We start from the raw sequence: 23,302 nt of genomic DNA, 5'->3' as shown, positions 1-23,302 counted from the left end.
ATTTAGTGCGATCGAGGATCTTCAGGCGCAGAAGCATTGTCCCTAAGTGAATGAGGGAAAAAATAATCAGAAGTATAAGAAAGGCTTTTTTGCTATTGGCCCACCACGAGCGCCCCATCAAATCCCTCCATGGATTTCACGCTCTTATTTTAAGGCACTCGCCACTGTTTCAGGCATGAGTTTTCTTAAGTAAGTTATCCTATGTGAATTAAATGAGAGAACTGAAATGTTTTAGTGAGGAATATGCAAAGAGGAATTCTCACCTGAGCATGACTCAGGTGAGAATGACAAATTTAAATTAACGGAGAAGTAGAAACTGAAAGAGACTCTGCCTCACGGATGATATCAAGGGCATCGTCATCCAGGGCCGCCTTAATAGTCAGAAGCTTTTTATAAAGGGCCGACAGCTGATCGTCACCATATGAGTAATCAATGATGGCTTCGTTAGAAGAGATATCTAGATCCAAATGGTAATTAGACGCCATCTTGTCCTGTTGAAGATACATCATGAATCCAAATCCGCTTTCCTCAAACAGTACATTGCTCTTCATACGGTTGAACATTTCCAGACGTTCAACTGCAGGTTTGGCCTTATCCAGACCGTATTCCATCTTAGCGGCGAAATCATCCAGGCTAAGGTTAAACTGCTCCTCTGGAGACAGTTGTTCACCGCTTTGATTATTGAAATAGGCCGGGAAGAAGTCACGAGGCCCAAGATCTTTGCTCTTTAAGTAATCCTTGAAGAAGACTTTCACATCTTTACGCGTAAGCGGCATTGTTTCAGTGATCGCTTCGGGAGCAAGAAGAAGTTCAAAACGAAGACCATAGTTCGTAAATTTATCATCTTTGCCTTGGTTCCATGTTGACCAAGGAATGCCTTCATAGATTTCAGTTGGAAGAGACTTCTTCATGAGAAGCTTAAGCTTCTGGAACTCTTTATACTTAAAGCGGTTCTTCTTACGGCTTTTGTATTTAACGATGTTGATCGGACGAAGATAGTTAAACTTTTCATCATCGGCCGCAAATAGAGCGTTTAGTGAATCATGAGATTTGGCCTTAGACCATGAATAGAAGAAACGGCTTTCACGAGACGTGCCCCATGACTTAAGCATGAAGCGATCAATAGTATCGTTATCTTGCTTCACACTCATCATGGCAGTTGAGTTGTTTTTGTCCCATTCATAACCAAGAATGCGGTTACCAACTTCCAGGCTCATCCCAAAAGAGTTCTGGTGAGAGTTTGTGCGAAGGTTACGCTTAATTCTTGCCACAGTTCCGTTTTGGTAATCGCGACGATAAATATCTTCAAGCTCACGAAGGTCCAGAAGGACGTTGCCTTCAAGATCCGGATCGTTTTTGAAAGGTTTAATGAGGTTGATGTTTTTAAACTCTCTGACTTTTTTAAGAAGAGTATCGTAAGCGTGGATAACTTCCGGATCAGTCAGATCAAGAACGTAGTCCACCATGAAGACCTTGCTCTTATTTTTAGAAGCAGTAAGCTCGATCGGTTTTGTATTGACCCAGTCTTCAAGAAGATCGTTTAGACGATCAATCTGGAACACTTCAAAGTCATTTTGGTAGCCCAGACCAATTGATCCGGAAACTCCGTGACCACGGTGAGCGATGACTTTAAGACGAACATGGGTTTCATCAATTCTAACGATGTGAAGCTTATAGAAACCTTCCATCATGTAACCGGCCGAGAAGCTCACTCCCCAAGCTGAAGAACTCAGGAGTTGAAGAAGCTCAGCACTTGCCACAAATCCCAGAGAACCTTTAAAGAAGAAGTAATCACCCACATTAAATTTAGGTCCAAGGGCGATGCTTGCCTTCAGAGGAATTCTTTTTGGCGTATACGGATTGGCAGCGATGGCCTCACATGGATCTTTGATAAAACGAACAAAATTAGCTTCAATTTGGTTTTTTAAACCACCGTTTAGACCCACATCGAATCCACCCACTTCAACCGTTCTACCTGGGATGGCCTTCGTACTTACTTGCCAAGAGTCGGTACGAGAATAAAGACCTTTGGTGTGGGCCGGCTCTACTTCGTACTCAAAACCTGCAACAAAACTTCCACCAGGGAACAGATCTAAATCAATCAGATCAAGTTCACCTTCCAGTTTCATGCGCGCAATTTGTTCAGCAGCAGCACGCCATTTACCGTTTTTACATTCACGGGAAGCAGATGCTTCTTGAGTAACGAGGATCAGAATACCGAGAATCAATGCTGTAAATTTCATAATAAACAATTTTTAAGTAAGGTTTAAGGTTACTCCTAGAGTGGCCGTAATATAGTCACTCTTAGAAGGCGGTCGTTATGACACAAATCATACTTCTTTCATTCACTCTTCTATTCATGGCCTGCTCGTCGACCACTAAAGAACAACGAGAAGTTGCTTTAGAATCTTGGAAGGGCCATTCAGTAGAGGAATTAAAAAAACATTCATACTTCAGAGACTTACCAGTTAACAAGAAAAAACACGCAGATGGGGCCGAGACTTGGATCTTTAGAGACCAGTCACGGTATCAATCTTCGGCCTACTGTCAGAGTCTTGGCGGTTGTATGGGACTCCCTTATTACAATTGCGATAATGCCTTCAGTATCAAAGACGGTATCATTTTGGCCTTTGAGCAGAATGGAACATGCCCGCCTATTAAAACTATTTACGCCCCTGAAAAATCAGAGGAATAGAATTGGCCATGTCCTGAACCAGTATCTGATCTAGTTCAGCGTTTAGTTTTTCATCCATACAAATCGCGGTGGATTCATAGGCCTGGTCAGTGGCATTGTGATGAAAATTTAAGCTTCCAACAGATGAAACGACACGATCGAAGTAAAAAATCTTCGAATGCATGAAGCTCATGTGTTTCCAGATGTGAACACTTTTGTGTGGATACCAGTCCTTCAGGAGGTTCTCGTAATGAGGAACACCAAAATATTCATTAGTCAGAACGAGTTTAAAGAGACTGAAGTTTGCGGCCATCTCCTTACCTGCTCCTAGCTGTTCCTTAATTCGATCATTCATCATGGCCACATTTTCATTACCGGCCATATTAATGTTAGTGGTAATGTAATCAATCTTCTTTCCACTACGAGCGAGCGCTTGAGTGGCGAGATGGAGCTGATTAAACATATCGAAGTTATCTAGCTTGTCCGTCATGGCGGCCTTTTTAGGATTGTCAGTATAAGTGTCACCCTTCACTGGATCAGTAATCACCAGATGCTTACTCACTAATGGCAAAAGTTTTAAATAGGCCTTACCGATCGTGTGACGATCTTCATAAGGGGCCTGTTTAATGAAGCGACATACCCCATTCATACGAGTGGCCGGATTATTTAAAATACGCGCGTACTGACTTTGCCCACGAAGTCCTTTTTCTCTCTCAATTTTTAGCTGCTGCTTTAAATAGTACTCATAACCAGGAAGGAGTGGATGTTCCGGATTGAGTGAAACTTGGTAGGCCCAGTTTTCTAAAAACTGTTTCACCACATCCGAGACCATTGGCCCCTTAATATAAAGGTCAATGTCACGATTCTGGAAATCCGTCCCACGAGACAAATTATCGGCATCGAGCATGTTATGTCCGCCGGCAATCGCCTCTTTAAAATCTACCATTAGCGTTTTGGTGTGATAGATCGCCTTGAGTTTATGCTTAAAGAAGTCCTTGGTCTCAATCACATTGATTCCAGCGTCCCTCATCTGAATTAAGCACTCACGGTGGCCCAAAACCTTTCCGACTGTTCCATCAGCAATGATTTTTACATCCACACCTTCATGGTGTTTATCTATGAGAAGCTCAACTAACTCTTTGGTGCTTTTATCGCAGACAAAGACCAACGAGGACATGAAGATGGTTGTGGTCGCATTTTTAATGAGGCGTTTTTTTGCGACAAAGGAATCATGGTCGGCCAGGGCCTTCACCGTATTTCCAAAGGTCAATTCTGAGCGGGAGACCTGATCAATTTCTTTTTGAAGATTCACATTAAAATACGGAGAGGACATTTTCTTATAATCAAGGGAAGCGAAGTTCTCATCATACTTTGGAAGAGGCATGGTGAGCTTTTTTACTGGTGGGTGAGTCAGACCTCCCCACTCTTTCATGGCCGGAGAAGTCTTACGATGAGTCAATTTCTTATTATCAAAGATAAATTTTGAGTATTGATTTCTCTTGGCCTCATTAAACGTCCGCGCATCTTGAGATTTTAGATAGGCCTCTGAATCTAAAACAAACATGTCCTGCAAGAGATAGAGATCACGCTCGTAATAGTCCTTGATCTGATATTCATTTCGAAGAGCATCTAATTTATAGACTTCCGTTGAATGCGAGAATTCAGGTTTTAATGTGACATAGTTATTCTGATGATTCTTAAAGTTCTGAGTAATTCCTGCGAGATTGTACTTAAACTTCCCATTCTCAGGCACAAAGATAGATGCCGCATGAAGCGACGTCACGGAAAGGACGGACAAGACAATGAGATTTCTCATGCTCCAGATTCTAAAAGGAACAAGGAAGTAAGTGTGGCCCAGTGGCAGTTATTACAAAGGCCGTCTAAAAGTTAGTCAGGTCGATTCCTACATGCCCCATTGCTCCAGATAAGGTTAGGAACTAGCATCTCGACAATTAAACCCCGGAGGTTTTTATATGAAAAAACTAGCTCTTATGCTTTGCTGTCTTAGCTTTGCGGTCCATGCCGAAGTCATCACTCAAGGTGGATTTGGAATCGACGGTGCCACATATCAAAGTATTCCCTTAAAAACATCAGTGAGAGACGCTAAGCAGATCTATGGCCTTCTTAATGTACAGGCCGATGCTCGCGGTAAAAAAGTGATTCAGATTGCTGATGAATCCAACATCGAGAGTGATGAATCAGGTTTTATGTTCATCCTTCGTGCTTCTCAAAAAGCAGAAGTTGTTCGCGGCAGAGGTCTCTCTGGTACGGTTAAATTCTCAGGCAAACTTGCCACTGAACTTTTTAAGGCCCTGGATAACAGAACGGCCATTAATCGCGTTGGGGCCTCTACGAAAGAAGTCGCCAACCTTTCTTGTACCAAAGGTGTTCGCCCAGGTGTAGAAGCGGTTTGTACCATCAAGGACACAAACGTTATTTCACTTGATGTTGATCTTTAATCTTTCCCAAATAAAAAGGGCCCCAAATGGGGCCCTTACTTTTGTATCTCAAGTTTAAATTACTTTAACCACTCAGTAACAACCTTCGTGATTTGCGCCTGAGCACTCATCATCGCCGGGTTATTCATTGAAAGACGTAAATCATCACAGTGGGCAGCACCTTGAATCATAAATAAATCAAAGCCAGGGTTTCTTTGAGTCGTTCTTTCAGTTACAGAAAGAGTCAACCAAGGGTCATTTGAACCGTTGGTGAAAATAATATTGTTCATCACCGGGCTGAATAATTGATTGTAGTAAGTGCGGTTAAGCGACTCATTGGCCGTCATTGGTTGCTTATAAAGACGAGCGCAAACTTCCTGGTGGTAAGCTAAGTCAATCTGAGACGAGCGAGAGGTGCCAGCACCTGTGCCGTTAGCAACCTGGAACCAACCAAATTGACGACAGCTCTGCCACATCCACTGGCGCATATTATCGTTCTCAGTTACGTTCACACGTTCCGCAACCGCAAGAGAGATTTCAAATGGAGTTGAGCCCATTGATGTAAGAACTGTGAGACCACCTTTAGCATATCCTTGAACCAGGTCCGGATTAGACGTTAGGGCCTGACAGAAAACCTTATCACGGCCGTACTGAACCGCTGCTGCCAGCATGTCCGCCACCACGTAAAGGAAATCTTTGTTATTAACAACATCTGTGGCCCTAAAAAGTGACTTCACTTCTTGAGTGCCTTCCGGAGTTTCTAGTTTATCTTCGATAAGCTTAACTGCTTCACGAACTTTATCACCGCAAGATGTCTGGTTGATAACAGATGCAATGTGGGCATCGTATTCAATAAAACGATTCTTCATCAGAACCGGAGCTGAAGAGGCCAGGGCACCTGCAGCGAGGGTTGGGAATTTAAGACGGTAGAAAGCAGCAAGTGTACCGGCATATGAGCCACCGGCAACGATCCACTTACCTGTCCAGCCACGAGTTTTCATCAGGTCTTGCTGGAAAGTAGCAATATCCATAAGAGCAGCTTCTAAACTTAAATGCTGCAGATTCTGGGCCGTAAGGTTAGAAGTTGGAAGAGACTCACCATAATAACGGTGTTCAAGAGAAACCAGGTGGCCCTTCATGTTTTTGGCCATGCTCTCTACGAATGAAGAAGATCCTGTACCGCCGCAGTTCCACTCTCCGCAGATGATGAGGAAAACTGGGGCCTCAGGTCCTGAAGCATATTTTGAATCAACAAAGAAACGTTGTTTGAAAATTGGAGAATTCGGGTTTTTGTGATCAAGCTTTTGATTATAAAAACCAACTTCCTCTGATCTCATTGTTCCATCGGCACGAAGTTTTAAATAAGCACCTTCTGGTGAATTTGATTGCATCAGAAGTGATTGTTTGTGAAAGAAATGTCCATGGTTCACGGCCAGGGCAGAGAGAGATGCGGTCAGGGCCAGACCTAGGGCAAGAAATTTAAAAGACATGAGGTCTCCTTAGCAGACTTTGGGGTGGTCTTTAATATCAATAACTAAGGATGAGATCAAGTTTTTAGCCCCTATCTTCATCTTACAATTTTACAGGGAGCCTAGGTCCAAATAGGTTTCGGGTCTATAGTGGCCTAAACACAGGAGCTCTCAATGAAAAAATTACTTTTTTCACTTCTACTTCTCACATCTTCCCTGGCCTTTCCGGCCGGTCCTGGAAAAGGTGGTTGTTCTGGTGTTTATCAAGGGAAGAAAGTCTCTTTCACTGCCAATATGACCGACATTGATTATATCGAAAATCTTACCGGCGAAGTTATCGTGGATGGCCGTCGAGTGGCCACTTTCACCGGATATGATGTGAGCCTAAGCCTTATGGCCCGCACCTTCCGCATGTCAAATGGCCAGGGTGATATTGCTGAAGGAAAACTAAGTAATCCAATTCGGAAAACCGGCGTCATGTCGAGACTTTATGTCCCTGCCTATGGCATTGATTACCGCAACATTGCCATGAGCTGCTGGCTACAGACTTAAAATCCACAGCTTACTCTCCCCATTCTCCTGGCATCATTTCTGCTTCTTTAACAAGGTTAAAGAGGAGGAATGTATGACCAAAAAAAATGAGTCAGGAAAATCCCGCATGATCAAAGGCTCTCTTCTCTACCTTTGGGAAGAAATGAAGACCATGAACATGACGAAATTCAAGGCCCTCTACCGCATCGGAACTGGCTACCTCAGAATGAAAATTGCCACCATGAGAAGACCGGCGGTGGGCCATTATCGCGAAGAAAGTACCCACGTCTAAAAAAAGTTTCATTTTTTCCGGTAAATATTTCAGAAGCACCTTTAATTCGGTCCTTAAAAAGATTATCTAGAGGTGCATTAAAAATATTTTATCAGGAGGACACATGAAACATATTCTCTCAACTCTCGCACTTGCTGTCTTTTTTGTTCTAAATGTTGCTCACGCTCAAAATGTTAGCGTTCAAAGAGTTCGCACTCTTGGTCCAATGAAACATAAAGTTATCTTCCAAAGCCAGACGCTTAAGCCGATTAAAAACACAAACTACCTCGCAGGTAAACTTGTGGTTCAATGGGGCGTTCATGTTTATGAAGTTGTTAAAGGCATCTACATTTGTAACAGAAACAACTCTTGTCGCCTGGTTGATTACAAGCGCGTAGCTTCTTACGAAAAATGTATTGTTAAAAACGGTAACGTTTCTTGTCGTAAGCGCATTGATGGCGGTGGTTACTCTGGTGGCCAAGGTTACGATGACAGAGGCGTATCTGAGAATCCAGATGCAGTAGAAGATGAATTCGGTCGTCGTGATTCACACCGTGATTCTTACGACAACTACTCTGAATTCCCTGCTCGCGTTGGTGGCGAATACGACGATATCCACTTCTAATTCAGATCCAATAAAAAAGGGGACCACTGGTCCCCTTTTTCGTTTAGAGCTTTCCGAAAAAATCCGTCGCTTCTATAAGTTTTGATTTGATCCCAGGTTCTGAGGCCGAGTGGCCCGCGTCCGGAATGATAAAGAGCTTAGACTCAGGCCAGGCTTGATTTAACTCATAGGCCGAAGTCGCAGGACAAACCACATCATAGCGTCCTTGAACGATCCAGGCCGGGATATGGCGAATTTTGTCCACGTTCTTAAGGATCCAACCGTCTTCAGGGAAAAAACCTTTATTCACGAAATAATGGCACTCAATGCGGGCGAAGGCGTCTGCGAATTCGTCCCCATCAAAGCGTTCGACAAATTTCGGATCAAAGAAAAGCTTCGAGGTCGATCCTTCCCAAACCGACCAGGCCTTGGCGGCGGTAGTCCTAATTTCTTTTACCGGTGAAGTGAGGCGCTTATAAAACGCTGTCACAAGATCATGTCGTTCAACTTCAGGAATGGGTTCAAGATATTTTGCCCAAGCGTCCGGGAACAAATAGCTCGCTCCATCTTGGTAAAACCAATCAATTTCTTTTTTTCGGAGAAGAAATATTCCGCGCAGGATAAGTCCCGTCACGCGATTAGCGTGATTAATGGCGTATGAAAGGGCCAGGGTCGATCCCCATGAGCCACCAAACACCGTCCACTTTTCAATATTAAGCTCCATCCGAAGCTTTTCCATGTCACTCACGAGATCCCAGGTGGTGTTATCTTTTAATTCTGAAAACGGTTTTGAGTTTCCACATCCACGCTGATCAAAGAGAACAATTCTCCAAACTTTTGGATCAAAAAATCTTCTCATGGATGGATCAATACCGCCGCCCGGTCCACCGTGAACAAACACCACTGGTTTTCCGTTGGGGTTTCCTACTTGTTCAAAATAAATCGAGTGAAGATCACTCACTTGCAAATGGCCCGTCTGAAATGGCTCAATTTCTGGATAAAATTCTCTCATAAACAATCCTTTGAAGAGCTAAACGTATCAAATTGTTGGGAAATTGTGGAAGACAATTTTTTTCCCCGGATTGCGGTGTTCCCCGAATGAATTCACAATGAAGAAATGAAAACACTATTTTTAATCACACTTTTATTAGTCTCAGCTTGTAATAAAAACCCTGGTGAGGAAACTTCCTCATCCGACCAATCAGTAGTTGATGATTCGACTGCTGGAAGCGGAGGCGGAACTACCGGAACCACAACCGGTGGAAGTACCACGACTCCCACCCAGACCTGGACTGAGGAATTCATGGACCTCGTGAATGATCACCGTCAAGGCCTGGGACTTCGTGCCCTCATTCATGACCCTGGAATGGAGAAAATCGCTCAAACCCATAGCCAAAATATGGCCAACGGAACCGTGGCCTTTGGTCACACTGGGTTTTCATCACGCTGTAGTCAGGCCCGTGCCATTCTAGGTGGTGGAAATCTCTGCGCCGAGAACGTGGCCTATGGCCAAAAAACTCCTCAGGCGGCCTTCAACTCTTGGATGAATTCTTCGGGGCACCGAGCAAATATTGAACAGCCTCGTGCAACGCATACAGGCTTTGGATATGCCAAAAGTGCCTCAGGTACACTCTACTGGACCCAGATTTTCTTAGAGCTATAAAACTTACATTTTTACTTATCGCTAAGATGTGAACGTACTATAAAGGTCTCCAAACTCAATAGGAGACCTTTATGAAATTACTAGTAACGGCCCTCGTTCTGTTATCTTCAACTGCATTCGCTCAAATTCCAGACGCTACTGACGTTCTAACTGCCATTCTTCCAGTTGGTTCATACTCTGGTTCTTACAATAATCGCCCATGTAAAGTTTCTGTAAAAAAAACTGCTAACGGAGTTCAGGTAACAGCTTCTAACGACAGTCTTGTTCGTGTTAGAGAAGTTGCCCGTGGATCTGTTTACTTTGCTCGTCGTCAGGGACAATTTTTGTCTACTGAGAAATTCGCTACAAACGATGGGACAAGAGAAAACATCCTAAGAACGACGCCTGTAACAGAGACTCAACAATATGTGGTAGTGGCCGACCACTTCATTGCTAACCGTAATAACTATGAAATGGCCGTGGAGTGTGTTGTTGATCTATAAAAAATAACCAACTCTCACTGGAGAATTTATGAAAATGCTTTTAATTGCTCTCGCCCTCGTTTCCGGAAGTGCCTTCGCTCAAGAAATGGACGCTACTGAGGCCCTGACTTCAGTTCTTCCTGTTGGTAATTACTCTGGTCGCTTTGCCAACGAGCGATGTTCTGTGACTGTACGTGAAGAGGCCAATGGTGTCAGAGTCAGCGCCACGAATGGTCGCTATACTCGCAGTCGTTTAGTTGAATTCGGTTCTGTTTATAGACTTTGGGGAACGACTCAGTTTCTTTCTTCAACTTCTTACAGCACGAATGATGGTTTTAATGAAAATCTAGTTCGTACTAGAGCGGATGTTACTGGCAAACAATATGTTGTAGTAGCAGATCGAGTGGTCGTGATGAATGAACAATTCGAGCACAAAGTTGAATGTATCGTAAATTTTCGTAGAAACTAATTCTTAGCTTTAACTGGTGTTGAGTTCTTCAACACCAGTTTTTTTCTCTCTTAAATTTTCACCGGTTCCAGCTTCAGTCTTCCTTCCTTAATGTTCTTAATCATCTTGTAGACTTGTTTTAACTGAACACCTTGTTGCGTGTGATAATACGGGCCAGAATATCCCCACCAGTCCCAACATCCATTTGGATTCGTCACCGGGTTTGTTTTGGCCTGCGGATAAATCACTACAATGCGATTGGATTCTGCCCAGGCGTTGTAGCCGGTCTCTTTAATGAAAGTCGTTTTAATGTCATCCAGGGTCTGTTTACAGCCGTGGAAGGCCACATGAACAGCACAGCCATTGGCGTCCGGGTATTCACATCCATCTGGAACATAAGCGAAGGCCTTCTGGCCCATGTTCGCGATGGCCACTTCCGCCGGATACATTCCGGCCAACTGATTCACAGTGAAGAAACGATTTGATCGTGGAGTGACCTTACGATGTAATGGCCCCAACAGGTGATTCAGGATTTCACCTGCTACGTCCTTTCCGCATTTTGAGATGAAGGGAATTTGACCGGGAGTTTCACAAGGGTTACCAAACCCTACAGTTGGAAAGGTGTGGCCCGCATTTGATTTATTTTCATAACGGATATTTCGTGGATGAACGCCCCAAAGACGATAAGTTTCAACCGTAGCGTCCACCACTTTTGGATAAACCGTATCGTCGTTTCGACCTGAGAAAATATACACGCGAGAACTCGCGATATTTTGAACCGGATCAATCAATCCGTTCATGGCCAGAATCTTAGAAGCGTAAACAGACTGCTCAGCAATTGGTGACCCCATATTGGTTTTCATACAACGGCCCATGGCAAGCATCGCCTGTCCACCAGCGCAGTAATAAGGGCCTCCCGCCACAATCCCTACTCCTGATACTTCAGATGAGTAAGCGGTGTGAAACTGCTGGGCCATGTACGCACCGGATGAAATTCCGGACACAGTGATTTTAGATGAAGCGAAAGTTGTGAGAGGAAAAAGCGTGAGAGTTAAAAGCCATTTCATAGTTTACCATTGGGTTTGTAGACGTGTGAGACATCTGAAGGTTATTTGTGCTTGGACTGTTGGGGTTGAATAAGAAAAAAAGGCGCTCGTGTGATCATCAATGGTCTTCACTACCTGAAGCTCCATTTGCTCCTCAGAATCTGAGACTCGCTTAAAAATATAATGAGAATGATTTTCTTCGAACTTGGTCTCATAAATCTCAGCATTCTCGCTCGGAGAACGACGGTAGACCATGGCGAGCTTATTCTCTTTGTTTTCACAGATTGAGATGGAAATTGAATTTTGCTCTTTGCAAGCAACGAGTTCAAAGGTCCGGGCAGGACACATTCTTTGTGCCAGGGCCGATAAGGACGTGAGTGAGAGTATGAAAACCAGGGTCGATTTCATCTTATTTCCTTATGTAGGGGCCTTAAACCACGGTTCTGTATGAGGGTCAATGAAAAGGGGCCAGAAGGCCCCCGTTCTATTCAAAATTACATGCTACCACGACATTTATGACGTTCTTAGGGTCGCTAATATTGAGAATGGCATATTGTACTGAAGCGACCTTAGCGGCCCTTCTTGTACAAAGCCCACCGGTACCCACGGTCCCGCTTCCAACGGCACAGTTGAGAGAACGGAATTCAGTTTGATTATTCACGACAATAGGAGTGACTTCACAGTAATGATTTCCGGCCTCGAAGGTATTTCGCGTCGGATCCAGGGGTTTAACCACGCCTTTATTGTTATTGATATTTACTTGATAAGTCCAAGTCACAGCGAAGGCCGGCGACATAACTAGAAAAAGAAGAACGGAGAAAAAATATTTCATGGTAGCTCCTTTTAAAGAAGGTAAGACTCACTTTCCATTTGCTACCACAGAGAGGACCGGCCCATCTATTGTGGGACCGGTCCTTGGGGATAAATTTTGATTAACGGCAATCTGCTCCGACCCACTTAAATTCGCAGCGAGTTTCGCATGCGGCAATAGAGGCGTCTTCGGTACAGATGGTAACTTTTAGAGCTGAAAGAACACCTTCACAGGCCTTTGGATCAACACCACGCTTATCAAGAAGAATTTTCTTCGTGATCACGTCATAACGAGGAACATTGAGAAGATCCACCTGCGTGTTAATCGAAGCACGATTTAATCTCAGAGTGCGCACAACTTCCGCTGCTTCTGGACCTGTCACACGGGAATCTTCTACGGTGTAAACGGATTGCCATGGATTGGCCTTATAAAGAGCAAGAGTGCAGTCCTTCATCGAAGGAATTGTAGCGGCATGAGCATGAGTCATTAAAAGGAAGAACACTGAAAGCACTAGAAGAGATGAAACTGGTTTCATCAGAACCTCCAAAATGAATGTTACTTTGGGCCCTTAAGTAACAAATTGGACGGTTCCAAGTAAAGTGATGGACTTCTCGTTCTGTAAAAATAACTTAGTCTTAACAATTCCAGTACTAGCTAAACATTTCTTTAGATCGCGCAATCATTTCTTCAGGGGATACGTCTTCAACATGAGTTCCGACACTCCATTCATGTCCGAATGGATCTCGAAATGTTCCCATTCGGTCTCCATAGAACTGATCTTTTACCGGATGAACAATCACGCCGCCGTTATCAATGGCATCATCAAATACTTCATCCACATTAGTGACATAGAGAACTAAAGAGAATGCTCTCCCACCTTGAGTTGGTGCCACCGCTCCTCGATCTGGAAATTCATCGGCCAGCATAATTTTCGAATCACCGATTTCAATTTCACAATGTCCGATTTTACCGTTCGGTGCATCCATGCGATAAAGTTCTTTAGCACCAAAGACCTTCTCATAAAATTTGATGGCCTTTTGAGCATCATTTACAATGAGATAAGGCGTTAAGGAGTGATACCCCTTAGGAATTGGCTCTACATTTGTTTCCATAGACCCTCCTTGATCTTAAGAAGAAAATATAAAACTTTCGTTCAGCGGGTCAAAAAAGAAGTGCTTTAGTTTTTTAAATTTGGCGTGTCTGAAGATTTACTTCTTAGAATGGTCTTCTTCAAAATCCAGTAAGCTCCACCAAAAAAGATCACCAATCCCAAGATCATAATAATAGGAAGAAAGATTGCCAGCAGGGACCCGATACCTGAGATAAGAGTTTCAATTTTTGCGAAGATGGGATTTCCTAGACCACCTGTCATCTTGGTTGATCCCAGACGAAGAAGACTGCTCGTTGCGTGCACCATTCCGGCCGTACCACCCCCTGCAATGATCCCTAAACCAATTTGAAGTGACGGTGGCATGTCTTTCATCACGGCCGAAGCAAGCACCATCCCCGCCACGGCCGCCAGAGGCGCGGCCATCACATCAAAAGCATGATCAAGCCAAGGGATCAGAAAGGCCAGAGATTCAAAAATCGCCGCAACTGCGAAGATGATTAAGGCCTCAGTAGAACCTAACCACTTAAGACTCTCAATCGGAGAAATCCATCCAAATTTGAAAGCTACAGAGCTTATAAGTAATGGAACAAAAATTCTGAAGCCAGCGCAGGCCGCTAGAGAGATTCCAATTAAGAAACTAATGATGTTGGTGGTGTTTAAATATTCCATGGCATCCAGCAAGTTGGTGGTTTGGACCCAAAGACCCCGGCCTTATAGGTGTCTAAGCGGCATTGAGGCTCTGGGTGAGTTTTCAACACTTCGGTTACAACAGTAGTGTCAGGTGTGTTCAGTTTTGGATGTGGAATAGATCTATTGTCAGCGTAGAAAGCGGTAAGGACCAAGGCCGCATCGAGTGCTCGAGCACAGACCTCTTCATCGTGACAAAGTTCCAGGGCATTTTTACTGGGAACAAGTTTTGGTAACTCTACCACGACCTCTTTAAAGCAACGAAGTGTCGCCCAGTAGTCGGCCTGCCCCTCGACAGCAATGCGATTATGTGAATCCGAATAAGGAACGCCTCCGTAAAGGTGACCGAGTTCATGACAAACCACTAACGCGAAAGAATCTTCCGTCACATTTGGAATGGCCGCGAGCCCTCCATAAATATGAACTTGATCTGTTTCCCAGCGGCGGGCAAACCCTTGGGCCCAGTCTGATTCATAGTCTGTATAAAACTCCAAAACTCGACCGTCCCTTTGAGACAAGGGAGAAAACTTGGTTTTGAGGATTTGGATGACAGTTCTAAAACGGGTGCGAGAAAGCTTCGTTCCTGCGGCAAAGGGAAACACTTCATCTAAGTGAGCAAAGGCCTGAGTAGAAACCAATAGGAAAATAAGAAACCAATTTTTCATGCATTGATTCTATTAGGCCCGGATTTAAATGACAGGACTTAGTGCACTAAAGTTGGCGCTGTAACTGAACCGGAACTTCAACCGTCTCAATCAGCTGACATTCACGAGAAACGCTCAGTTGACGGTTCTCATAACCACAAATGTAACGGTAGCGATACGGATAATATGGGATATGAGCATCACAATAAATCGGATGTTGGTAGCGAGAATGATTACCGGCCGTGATGGTAACGATTCTGTAACGAGGAACCGTCATAAGAAATCCTATCAGATCAGCTGATTGGAACTCACCCGTCACAGGCAGGTTACGATAAGAACAACCACGAGAGTCGAAAAAATCGACGGTTCCATTAACTTCTCCTTCCGGAGTAACAGTTAGTTTCACCGATTGATCAATCGTGTGGGAAAGAGTTCCGTTTGGATATACGAAACGCTCTTGCGAACGAGTATAATAAACTCCATTTACCTGAATAAAAGTGAGTGGTCTCTCCTCTGGTTCTGCAATTGTGCGCATCCAAAGGCCCCGAAGATCGAAATCTTCGGCCAGAGCTGAGAAAGAAATAAAACCAACAACAAGGGTAAAAAGGATATTTTTCATGGGGAAAGTTTTATGTTTAAAAGACCCATAAATCAACTTTTTTAGGAATTTACTGCGGGGAGTTCAATCACAAATGTGGTGTTTTTTGAGGTATGATCATAATGGATTTTTCCTCCATGATCCTCAATGATTCCTTTTGAAATACTAAGACCCAGCCCTGTGCCCTTCCCTACATCTTTGGTGGTAAAAAATGGCTGAAAGATGCTCTCAAGAGAAGAATGGTGAATCCCACTTCCAGAATCAATGAAACGCAGTTTCACTTTATCATCCACTCGTTTAACTTCAATGCTGACCCACCGTTTTTCCAAACAAGCTATGGCATCAAAGGAATTACTCAGAAGATTTAAAAAGACCTGACCTAGCTGGGCAGGACGTCCCATGACCGTCAGGTTATCATCTTTATCAATATTAATTTCGATCGAAGAATAATTAAACTTCTGTGAAACAAGAGTGAGAGAATCATTCAAAATCTCATCCAATTGCACCAACATCATAGGATCATTCTCAGCATTTCTTGAAAAAGTTCGAAAGCCTTTAATGATTTTTACAATTCTTCCACAGGTTTCAATGATCTTATCCAGTCCCTGATTGATCGCCTCTTCAGTCAAAGACCCCTTATTTAGTTTTAATTTGAGAAAATCCGCCTGGGTCTGAATGACTGATAATGGATTATTAATTTCATGGGCTATTCCACTGGCCATTTCCCCAAGGCTAGCAAGACGGGCCGAGGCCTGAATCCTCGATTCCTGGGCCTTAATGGTCTCTTGAAGAACCACTTCACGGGTAATGTCCCAACTTAGACCTGTGAACCAGGTAATTCCATCTTTTTTTAGGACCTTTCCTCGACTCATAATGTGTTTCGTATTTCCCTTCGGAGTAATCACTCGAAAATGAATATTATATTCCTTATCACTCTCTAGCGCTTCTTTCGCTGCCGCCATCACTCGTTGTTTTTCATCAGGATGAACAAGTTTTTCAAACATCTCACTTGGAGAAACATTAATGTTCCGTTCTACCTCAAGAATTTCATATAAAGTGTCGTCCCAGATCAAACGATCATTGGTACAGTCCCATTCCCAAAGACCCATCTTGATCGACGAAAGAACTAAATCCAGTCTGGCCTTTGAAGAGACCACTTCATCATAGAGATTTTTATTGTGAGTAATGTCCTGAAAAACTCCATAGACCTCAGTCACTTTCCCATTAATTATTTTCGGATGGCCAATGGTCCTTACCCACTTTTTATTTTTGTTATAGGTCTGGATCATGACCTCAAGATCATAGGGAATACCGAGCTCAACACAGTCTTTAAAATGTTTTTCGAGAAGTGAACGCGAGGAAGGCAAATAGTAGTTAAAGGCTTCAACAAGACTGATTTCCATGCCTTTAGGCACTTCATGAATATCATAGATCACCTGGCTTCCTTGAAGCTCATTTTCATCAACCAGATACTTCCAGTATCCAATTTGTGCCACTCGCTGAATTTCATCTGTTAGAACAGGATTTAATTCACTGATTATACCCATCGACCGAATGTAAAATTTAAGCCTTTAAGGAACAACTTAAGAAAACAAAAAACCATATTCGTGTTAAAATCCTATTACCTTTATCATTGCTTCAAGGAAGACTTATGCAGCTTTTCATCATCACGGGTGCTTCAAAGGGACTAGGTTCTGCTCTGCTCAAGCAAGTTCTCAAAGAGAAACATCTTGTTATTTCTCTTTCGCGCACAAATAATTTTTCCCATCCAAGTCATTTTCATATCTCCCATAATCTTGCGAACTGGAAGGGACTCGAAACAAAGCTCCACAAAGCGTTGAGTAAAATAGATTTAAAAAAAATAAAAGCCATTCATCTCATCAATAATGCAGCGGCGATTGAACCCATTGGTGAAATTCAAAAATTTAAATACGAGGACGTTGGGAAACATATTCAACTTAATCTCATGACCCCGATGCTTCTCACCGGCTGGCTCATGAAGACTTTCCAGAGAAAAACTTGTCCCATCACGGTCACGAACATCAGTTCCGGTGCGGCCCTCCATCCCATTGTGAACTGGTCCCTCTACTGTTCTACGAAAAGTGGACTAAAAATGTTTACTGATTGTTTAAACGAAGATTTTAAAGCAAAAAAGCACTTTCGCGCTTTGAGCTTCGCTCCTGGGGTCATGGACACTCAAATGCAGGAAACAATTAGAAAACAGAAGAGCTCTAACTTTAAAAATGTAGAGAAATTTAAGGAGTTAAAGCAAAAGAAGCTTCTCCTTTCACCCGATACGGTGGCACTGGGACTGTATGAGCTTTTACAGTCGCCAGAGAAAATCAATCAGTCGTTCTATGATATAAGGGAAATGCTATGAAGAAATTGATACTGGTGCCAACTCTTGTTTCCGTCCTCACCAGTTGTTCTACTCAAACTCCAGTGCGTGATGTGGCCTCGATAAACTCAGAAGGAAAAGTTTTCTTTGAAGACGTTACTCATGAGGCCAATGTGGCAGAAGAAAGTACTTCTTCCATTATTATTGGAGACTATAACAAAGACGGTAAAGTTGATTTTATTGCCCGAGACCGTTTGTACAAAAACATTTCAACTCGTGATCACATTCGTTTTCAAGATGTGACCCAAGAAATGAATCTTCATTTTCTGAAAGGCTATCCCCTTTTCATGGACGTTAACAATGACGGAGAACTCGACATCGTAACGAGCAAGGGGCAGGTTCATTTACTTAAAGATAAGCAGTATGTGGAAGTCGGTGAACAGTATGGATTAAAACTTCCATCCGACGTGTTTGCCATTTCCTTTGGGGATTTAAACCGAGACGGATGGCCCGATCTCTTAGTTGGCCGTCACGAAAAACAGGAAAACAACCAGTTTAAGTTTGTTTCTCCTAAGGTCTTCATCAATCAAAATGGTCGCGCCTTTAAAGAAGTTAGTTCTGAGCATGAGATGAACAAGTTCCCGGCCTATGTGAGAGGAATCGCTTGGGCCGATTACAACAACAACCGATCGCCTGACATTTACTATTCCAATTATCGCCTGGCCCCTAACTTTCTTTTCCAGATTGAGAAAGGAAAAATGGTAGACGTGGCCAAAAAACTTAACGTGCAAGGTGAATACGATACCAAACGTTATTACGATGAATACTACAAAAAGAAATTCGGTCCTCTCTATGGGCACACCATTGGATCAGTTTGGGCCGATCTTAACAACGATGGGAACTTGGATTTATGGGTATCAAACCTCGTTCATAAATTCGTGGGGAAGACACCCAAAGGTTCCTATGACTACCGCGGGTATGTTTGTGACGATTCAAAAATCTACAAAAACACTGGCGCCCCTTACTACAAACTAGTGGATGTAAGAAAGAATTCTGGTCTTCCTATCATGCCGATCGGTGACTACTCTAAATATAAGGGTGATGAATTATGGTCTCACTCAACGGCCGCGGATTTTGATAATGATGGATTGTTAGATATGTATGTCTCTCAAGTCTACAATCTTAAATATGCTTACTCACTCCTGTTTAGAAATACGGGAAACTTTAAATTTGAAAATGTGAGTAAAGAAGGCCCTATGGTCCTAGACAGCTATGCTGGCGCCTGGGCCGATTTTAATAATGATGGGAAAATGGATCTGATCGTTTCAGGACGAGAGGATGTTGATGTACCAGCGAGAATCAGGGTTTTTAAAAATGTGGAATCATCAGGCAATCGTTATTTAAAGATCCGTCTCATTGGTAAAAAATCAGGAACCATCCCTGTAACAACTCAAGTTCGAGTTCTACATGCTAAGGGCATGTTCATGCGTCAGGTGGAAGGAACGACTGGGACTTTTAATCAACAGAATGATCCTGTTCTTCATTTTGGTCTAGGACGAGTCTCTAAACTTGACAGCATTGTGATCAATTGGAGTTCGGGCCATACTCAAATTATTGATGCTCCAAAAGTGAACACCACTATAACCATTACTGAGCCCTAAGAATGAAAATATCAAAAGAAAGAATGATTGAACTCGCCCAGGGACAACTTGATGCCTACAATCAAAGAGACATTGAGACGTTTTGCACTTTCTTTCATCCAGAAGTTCAGGTCTGGCGCTTAGGGGCAGACTCTCAGAAGACCTGTGACAATATTCATACGTTTAAAGAAATGTACCGGGAGCGTTTTGATAAGAATCCCGAGCTTCATTGTGAGCTTCGTTCCCGCACCGTTTTAAATGATTCAGTCTTAGATGAAGAATGGGTAACAGGAGTGACTGGGGCCCAAGCTCCCAGTCACGTCGTTGCTATTTATGGATTTAGAGACAATCTGATTGGATACGTTTGGTTTACTCGTTAACACGAGGACGACAATCGTTATACTGGAACTGCAGTTTATCATCCAAAGCATCCAGCATCATTCTTAGCTCTTTTTCATTTTCGGCCGCGCGAGGGGCATTTTTCTTACGGAAGATCTGTGTGCCGCTACGACTATTTTGCATATTGAAGGCACTCATATCAATTGAAGTCAGGGCCGTGACTTTGATATCGCGAGAAACTTCTGCGGTACAAAGACCAAGTTTACAAACTGCCTCAGAGCTCGAAAATTCATTCACCACTTCGATATGAAAAAGGGCGTCTGCGCGATTCTCAACGATGTGATATCCCTTTTCAGAAAGAATCTCGCCCGTAAGTGCATCATTGGTTGAAAGAGCACAGTTGGCAAAAGAACTCAGACTAACAGTAAGGGCAAGAAGGGCCGAAGCAACTTTGAATTTCATACCTACTCCTCGAAATAATTTATTAAATCAATCATAGGTCCTTTAACCCCCTGGATGTTGGTTAAAAGACCGTGTAGGAATTATCTACAGGCCCTGCTCAACCTTTAGACATATGGTGAGAGGCGTGTTAAAAGACCGAAAAAACAGTCATTTTAAGGATTTTCATGAATACTTCCAATAGCACAGTCTATATTTCGAACCTTAGCTATAACCGCGACCGTAACGGTGTTCGCAGCTTGTTTGCTAAATTCGGCCAGATCAAAAATATTAAAATCGTGGTTGAGCCCACAACAAACCAATCGCGCGGGATGGCCTTTGTTGAAATGAGCACAGTTGATGAGGCCAAGGCGGCCATCGCTGGACTTGATCAAAAAGCGCTTGATGGAAGAACTGTTAAGGCAAAATGGGCCACACCAAATAAGAATGCTTTCGTTCAACGTGTGCCGGCCCACTTAAATCAAGTGAATGTTAAACCAAAGAAACAAGAAAAAGATCTGGATTATGTGGCCCGTCAGCTTGCGAAGAAAGCTCGCAATGAGATGAAGAGAAAATCAAATCCACTGGTCTATAAAACAAAAACGAAATAAAAAAAGGCCCGATTTATTCGGGCCTTTTATTTTAAAATCTAAAAGTGTGTCCGGATCTAGAATAGTTCGACCATTCCTTTCCATGATGACCTTCGTTGGGATCTCCGTGATGCAAGAATGATTTAAAATACTGAGACATGTGATCCCGTAGTTCTTCTCTACTCTTCTTATTAGATGGTCTCCAGGCAAATTTCGCAAAATGCGGACGGTCTTCAACAAAGTTTCCAAGATAAAAAATGGCATCAATCCCGTGAAACGCGCCGAAAATACCCTTCCAAGGTTCGGCCGTGTCCTTCCAGGTAAATTGGTATTTGTAAATATTGGGATTGAAGACACGAAGAGATTGGGCAATGCTTTCCAATGAGTTTGAAAGTCCAATACTGCTACTACGAGTGATTCCATTAAACGTTGCTAGATACTCATCTTTGATAATATCACTTCGAGCGTAGCTTCTGCCGCTATTGAGCATGCGGAAAAGGTCTCCTTCTGTTGGTTTAAACATCGCCGCTCCAACGAGATAAGTGGCCTCATCAATGGTTGAACCAAGAATTAAAGGGACGCGGTTGTATCGGCCAGTCATGACCGAGGCGAGACCATCAAAAGGCAGAACGGTTCCATCAGAAACGTGTTGAGTAGGAACAATAAAGCGCGGGATTGCCAGAAGTTCTGCGGCCGATTTAGAGAGAAGATATTTTCTAATTGTCTGAGGTCCTTGCTTACGGACCCAGGCCTTTGCTTCATCAGTGTCTTTAACAATTTTATCTGCAACAAGAAGGTCATAAAGAAGATTATCTGAGCGCTCTTCGATCACGAGTTTTGGATAAGCATTCGGAAGACCGGCCGAACAAATAGCGCCATTAAAAAGATTTTTTGCCATTGGACTTTGAAGAAGTCCCCAAACGTTCATACATCCGGCGGATTGGCCGGCGATCACGATATTGTCAGGGTCACCGCCAAAGTTTTCGATGTTCGTTTTGACCCAATGAAGGGCCATGATGAGATCCAGAGTCACATGGTTTCCGGCATTGTCCAGTTTATTCCCGGTATCTAGAGATGGATGAATGAAAGAAGCAAAAAGACCTAAACGGTAATTGACACTCACAAAGATGGCATCGTTGTGTTGAGCAAACCAAGCACCATCATAGTTTGGGTCGTTGGCTGTTCCTTTGGTGTTTGATCCTCCATGAATCCAGAAAAACACCGGGCGCTTATAGCTTGCATTTTGGCGAGGTTTCCAAACATTCAGATAGAGGCAGTCCTCTGATCCCACGGCCTGTCCTTCAAAATCAGGACCCACATTGGAAAATAAGTTCCATTGTTGAGCACAGACGGGCCCCATTCTTTGCGCTACCACCCGACTACCCAAGCGGATTTTTCTCGGGGCCTTCCACCGAAGATTTCCTACAGGTGCTTGAGCATAAGGAATACCAAAGTAGGCCTCAGTATCATTGGGTCCATTAAGTCCGATGAAAGTTGTGCCTTCTGAATGAATAAAAGGTGCTGGGGCGGCGATGGCAGATAAGCAAAATATCAGAGTGATAATTAACGTTTTCATAACCTATGACGCTAACAGAGATAAAAAAGAACCGTCAGCTTAACATTTTCTTACTTAAATGGTTAGTGTTCACACTGATAAACAGCTGGAAGCAGTGAAGGAGAATTTACTGGAAGACCCAGGAGTCTCTCAACTGGAGTAAGGCCGCCTGACTGATTCGAACGGCACCGGTGTGAGGATGATCAAGGTCATGAATAAAACAAACCACGACAGCAAAAACCACAATGAATAAGGTCATGGCCCAATGACTCTCTTTTTGACTATAGCCCCGATCAAAGTTGAGCATGCCAATGGTCACAATGGCAATCATGATGATGATTATATAAATAGTTGTAGGAAGATTTATATCCAGAGCAATAGATCTTTCAAATTCACTATCAAACATTCCCGTCAGGGCATAGATATAAGCACTCTCCAGGGCCCCACGATTTTTTAACGTGATGTCCTCTAAATCCAAAAAAATTTCTTTTTGAATCAGCCCAGTTGCTCTTTTTATTTCCTTCATTCTTTCTGGATTGTCATAGCTGTCATAGGACTCAATCCGCAGGTCGAGATAGTGTTTATAAAGCTGCTTGTATTTGGCCGCATCCACATGAATGATTTTCCCTCGAAGATAAGTGGTGCTAATGGCATTGGCCTCATCCACCACTAACTTTCTTCTTAACTCAAAACGACTCACGGCCATGGAATAGGTAAAACCTAGAATCAAACTGAGCATGGCAAAGGAGCTAGTGGAGATGATTTCTGAAATTTTGAAGGTCTCGATGGGAGAAGCTTCCCTGACCTTTTTACCCCATTTGTAAGTAATAACTGAGATGATCCATAACATGGAACAAATGATTAGAAAGTTTATATAAAATGGGTATTCGGCTAGATTAATGCGGTCCTCTTAGTCGATTGGTTAAAAAGACTTTAGACTCATCAT

28 protein-coding genes are annotated in these 23,302 nt (G+C 43.1%); 12 read left to right on the top strand and 16 right to left on the bottom strand.

The window, feature by feature from the left end; genetic code table 11:
* Positions 1-293 precede the first annotated feature (293 nt).
* Positions 294-2,243, bottom strand: coding sequence for a hypothetical protein (locus tag ACJVC5_RS14685; RefSeq protein WP_408096283.1), 1,950 nt, complete (start codon positions 2,241-2,243; stop codon positions 294-296).
* A gap of 77 nt (positions 2,244-2,320) precedes the next feature.
* Between ACJVC5_RS14685 and ACJVC5_RS14680 the strand changes: the two genes are divergently transcribed.
* A complete protein-coding gene (locus ACJVC5_RS14680; protein WP_408096282.1) occupies positions 2,321-2,695 on the top strand; it encodes a hypothetical protein in 375 nt (124 codons plus the stop codon).
* Here ACJVC5_RS14680 and ACJVC5_RS14675 read toward each other — a convergent pair.
* Positions 2,664-4,490 (bottom strand): phospholipase D-like domain-containing protein, encoded by a 1,827-nt coding sequence (locus tag ACJVC5_RS14675; protein WP_408096281.1) that lies wholly within the window; start codon positions 4,488-4,490, stop codon positions 2,664-2,666. The genes ACJVC5_RS14680 and ACJVC5_RS14675 overlap by 32 nt on opposite strands.
* 157 nt (positions 4,491-4,647) lie before the next feature.
* Between ACJVC5_RS14675 and ACJVC5_RS14670 the strand changes: the two genes are divergently transcribed.
* Complete coding sequence (locus ACJVC5_RS14670; RefSeq protein ID WP_408096280.1) at positions 4,648-5,133, top strand: hypothetical protein; 486 nt, start codon at positions 4,648-4,650, stop codon at positions 5,131-5,133.
* Between the two features lie 59 nt (positions 5,134-5,192).
* On the opposite strand, the gene ACJVC5_RS14665 is transcribed toward ACJVC5_RS14670, so the two are convergent.
* Positions 5,193-6,602 (bottom strand): S28 family serine protease, encoded by a 1,410-nt coding sequence (locus tag ACJVC5_RS14665; RefSeq protein WP_408096279.1) that lies wholly within the window; start codon positions 6,600-6,602, stop codon positions 5,193-5,195.
* Between the two features lie 153 nt (positions 6,603-6,755).
* Between ACJVC5_RS14665 and ACJVC5_RS14660 the strand changes: the two genes are divergently transcribed.
* From ACJVC5_RS14660 to ACJVC5_RS14650, 3 genes are all read left to right on the top strand, one after another.
* On the top strand, positions 6,756-7,133 hold the full coding sequence (locus ACJVC5_RS14660; protein WP_408096278.1) for a hypothetical protein: 378 nt from the start codon (positions 6,756-6,758) through the stop codon (positions 7,131-7,133).
* A gap of 73 nt (positions 7,134-7,206) precedes the next feature.
* The gene (locus tag ACJVC5_RS14655; protein ID WP_408096277.1) at positions 7,207-7,404 is read left to right on the top strand and encodes a hypothetical protein; all 198 of its coding nucleotides are present in this window, start codon (positions 7,207-7,209) and stop codon (positions 7,402-7,404) included.
* Between the two features lie 103 nt (positions 7,405-7,507).
* A complete protein-coding gene (locus tag ACJVC5_RS14650) occupies positions 7,508-8,008 on the top strand; it encodes a hypothetical protein (RefSeq protein ID WP_408096276.1) in 501 nt (166 codons plus the stop codon).
* 43 nt (positions 8,009-8,051) lie between these two features.
* On the opposite strand, the gene pip is transcribed toward ACJVC5_RS14650, so the two are convergent.
* Complete coding sequence (gene pip, locus ACJVC5_RS14645) at positions 8,052-8,999, bottom strand: prolyl aminopeptidase (protein ID WP_408096275.1); 948 nt, start codon at positions 8,997-8,999, stop codon at positions 8,052-8,054.
* Positions 9,000-9,104: 105 nt separating this feature from the next.
* Here pip and ACJVC5_RS14640 point away from each other — a divergent pair, with 105 nt between their 5' ends.
* The 3 genes from ACJVC5_RS14640 to ACJVC5_RS14630 all read left to right on the top strand — a co-directional run bounded on the left by ACJVC5_RS14640 (position 9,105) and on the right by ACJVC5_RS14630 (position 10,580).
* Complete coding sequence (locus ACJVC5_RS14640) at positions 9,105-9,650, top strand: CAP domain-containing protein (RefSeq protein WP_408096274.1); 546 nt, start codon at positions 9,105-9,107, stop codon at positions 9,648-9,650.
* A 71-nt stretch (positions 9,651-9,721) separates the two neighbouring features.
* Entirely contained in the window at positions 9,722-10,132 is a 411-nt protein-coding gene (locus ACJVC5_RS14635; RefSeq protein ID WP_408096273.1) for a hypothetical protein, read from the top strand.
* Between the two features lie 28 nt (positions 10,133-10,160).
* Entirely contained in the window at positions 10,161-10,580 is a 420-nt protein-coding gene (locus tag ACJVC5_RS14630) for a hypothetical protein (protein ID WP_408096272.1), read from the top strand.
* Between the two features lie 50 nt (positions 10,581-10,630).
* Here the strand turns inward: ACJVC5_RS14630 and ACJVC5_RS14625 are convergent, their stop codons facing one another.
* The 9 genes from ACJVC5_RS14625 to ACJVC5_RS14585 all read right to left on the bottom strand — a co-directional run bounded on the left by ACJVC5_RS14625 (position 10,631) and on the right by ACJVC5_RS14585 (position 17,003).
* Positions 10,631-11,626: an extracellular catalytic domain type 2 short-chain-length polyhydroxyalkanoate depolymerase gene (locus ACJVC5_RS14625; protein ID WP_408096271.1), complete on the bottom strand. Its 996-nt coding sequence runs from the start codon at positions 11,624-11,626 to the stop codon at positions 10,631-10,633.
* A 3-nt stretch (positions 11,627-11,629) separates the two neighbouring features.
* The gene (locus ACJVC5_RS14620) at positions 11,630-12,013 is read right to left on the bottom strand and encodes a hypothetical protein (RefSeq protein WP_408096270.1); all 384 of its coding nucleotides are present in this window, start codon (positions 12,011-12,013) and stop codon (positions 11,630-11,632) included.
* Positions 12,014-12,089: 76 nt separating this feature from the next.
* Entirely contained in the window at positions 12,090-12,437 is a 348-nt protein-coding gene (locus tag ACJVC5_RS14615) for a hypothetical protein (RefSeq protein WP_408096269.1), read from the bottom strand.
* Positions 12,438-12,537: 100 nt separating this feature from the next.
* Positions 12,538-12,951: a hypothetical protein gene (locus tag ACJVC5_RS14610; protein ID WP_408096268.1), complete on the bottom strand. Its 414-nt coding sequence runs from the start codon at positions 12,949-12,951 to the stop codon at positions 12,538-12,540.
* 115 nt (positions 12,952-13,066) lie between these two features.
* The gene (locus ACJVC5_RS14605) at positions 13,067-13,528 is read right to left on the bottom strand and encodes a VOC family protein (RefSeq protein WP_408096267.1); all 462 of its coding nucleotides are present in this window, start codon (positions 13,526-13,528) and stop codon (positions 13,067-13,069) included.
* Positions 13,529-13,593: 65 nt separating this feature from the next.
* The gene (locus ACJVC5_RS14600) at positions 13,594-14,196 is read right to left on the bottom strand and encodes a DUF4126 domain-containing protein (RefSeq protein ID WP_408096266.1); all 603 of its coding nucleotides are present in this window, start codon (positions 14,194-14,196) and stop codon (positions 13,594-13,596) included.
* The gene (locus ACJVC5_RS14595) at positions 14,184-14,879 is read right to left on the bottom strand and encodes a hypothetical protein (protein ID WP_408096265.1); all 696 of its coding nucleotides are present in this window, start codon (positions 14,877-14,879) and stop codon (positions 14,184-14,186) included. Before ACJVC5_RS14595 ends, ACJVC5_RS14600 begins: the two co-directional genes overlap by 13 nt.
* Positions 14,880-14,925: 46 nt before the next feature.
* Entirely contained in the window at positions 14,926-15,477 is a 552-nt protein-coding gene (locus tag ACJVC5_RS14590) for a hypothetical protein (protein WP_408096264.1), read from the bottom strand.
* 41 nt (positions 15,478-15,518) lie between these two features.
* Entirely contained in the window at positions 15,519-17,003 is a 1,485-nt protein-coding gene (locus tag ACJVC5_RS14585; protein WP_408096263.1) for a sensor histidine kinase, read from the bottom strand.
* A gap of 104 nt (positions 17,004-17,107) precedes the next feature.
* On the opposite strand from ACJVC5_RS14585, the gene ACJVC5_RS14580 reads away from it, so the two are divergent.
* From ACJVC5_RS14580 to ACJVC5_RS14570, 3 genes are read left to right on the top strand one after another with little or no spacing between them, the layout of a single operon-like run.
* Entirely contained in the window at positions 17,108-17,836 is a 729-nt protein-coding gene (locus ACJVC5_RS14580; protein ID WP_408096262.1) for an SDR family NAD(P)-dependent oxidoreductase, read from the top strand.
* Positions 17,833-19,455 (top strand): CRTAC1 family protein, encoded by a 1,623-nt coding sequence (locus tag ACJVC5_RS14575; RefSeq protein WP_408096261.1) that lies wholly within the window; start codon positions 17,833-17,835, stop codon positions 19,453-19,455. The genes ACJVC5_RS14580 and ACJVC5_RS14575 overlap by 4 nt, the downstream gene beginning before the upstream one ends.
* A gap of 2 nt (positions 19,456-19,457) precedes the next feature.
* Positions 19,458-19,814, top strand: coding sequence for a nuclear transport factor 2 family protein (locus ACJVC5_RS14570; protein ID WP_408096260.1), 357 nt, complete (start codon positions 19,458-19,460; stop codon positions 19,812-19,814).
* Here ACJVC5_RS14570 and ACJVC5_RS14565 read toward each other — a convergent pair.
* On the bottom strand, positions 19,804-20,235 hold the full coding sequence (locus ACJVC5_RS14565) for a hypothetical protein (RefSeq protein ID WP_408096259.1): 432 nt from the start codon (positions 20,233-20,235) through the stop codon (positions 19,804-19,806). The genes ACJVC5_RS14570 and ACJVC5_RS14565 overlap by 11 nt on opposite strands.
* A gap of 164 nt (positions 20,236-20,399) precedes the next feature.
* Between ACJVC5_RS14565 and ACJVC5_RS14560 the strand changes: the two genes are divergently transcribed.
* Positions 20,400-20,822 (top strand): RNA recognition motif domain-containing protein, encoded by a 423-nt coding sequence (locus ACJVC5_RS14560; RefSeq protein ID WP_408096258.1) that lies wholly within the window; start codon positions 20,400-20,402, stop codon positions 20,820-20,822.
* Between the two features lie 31 nt (positions 20,823-20,853).
* Here the strand turns inward: ACJVC5_RS14560 and ACJVC5_RS14555 are convergent, their stop codons facing one another.
* Positions 20,854-22,377: a carboxylesterase family protein gene (locus ACJVC5_RS14555; RefSeq protein WP_408096257.1), complete on the bottom strand. Its 1,524-nt coding sequence runs from the start codon at positions 22,375-22,377 to the stop codon at positions 20,854-20,856.
* Positions 22,378-22,483: 106 nt separating this feature from the next.
* Positions 22,484-23,206, bottom strand: a complete 723-nt coding sequence (locus tag ACJVC5_RS14550) for a hypothetical protein (RefSeq protein WP_408096256.1) — start codon at positions 23,204-23,206, stop codon at positions 22,484-22,486.
* Between the last annotated feature and the right edge of the window lie 96 nt (positions 23,207-23,302).

The organism is Peredibacter sp. HCB2-198 (genome assembly GCF_045999315.1).
Classification (GTDB): Bacteria; Bdellovibrionota; Bacteriovoracia; order Bacteriovoracales; family Bacteriovoracaceae; genus Peredibacter.
This window is presented reverse-complemented; position numbering and strand designations above follow the sequence as displayed.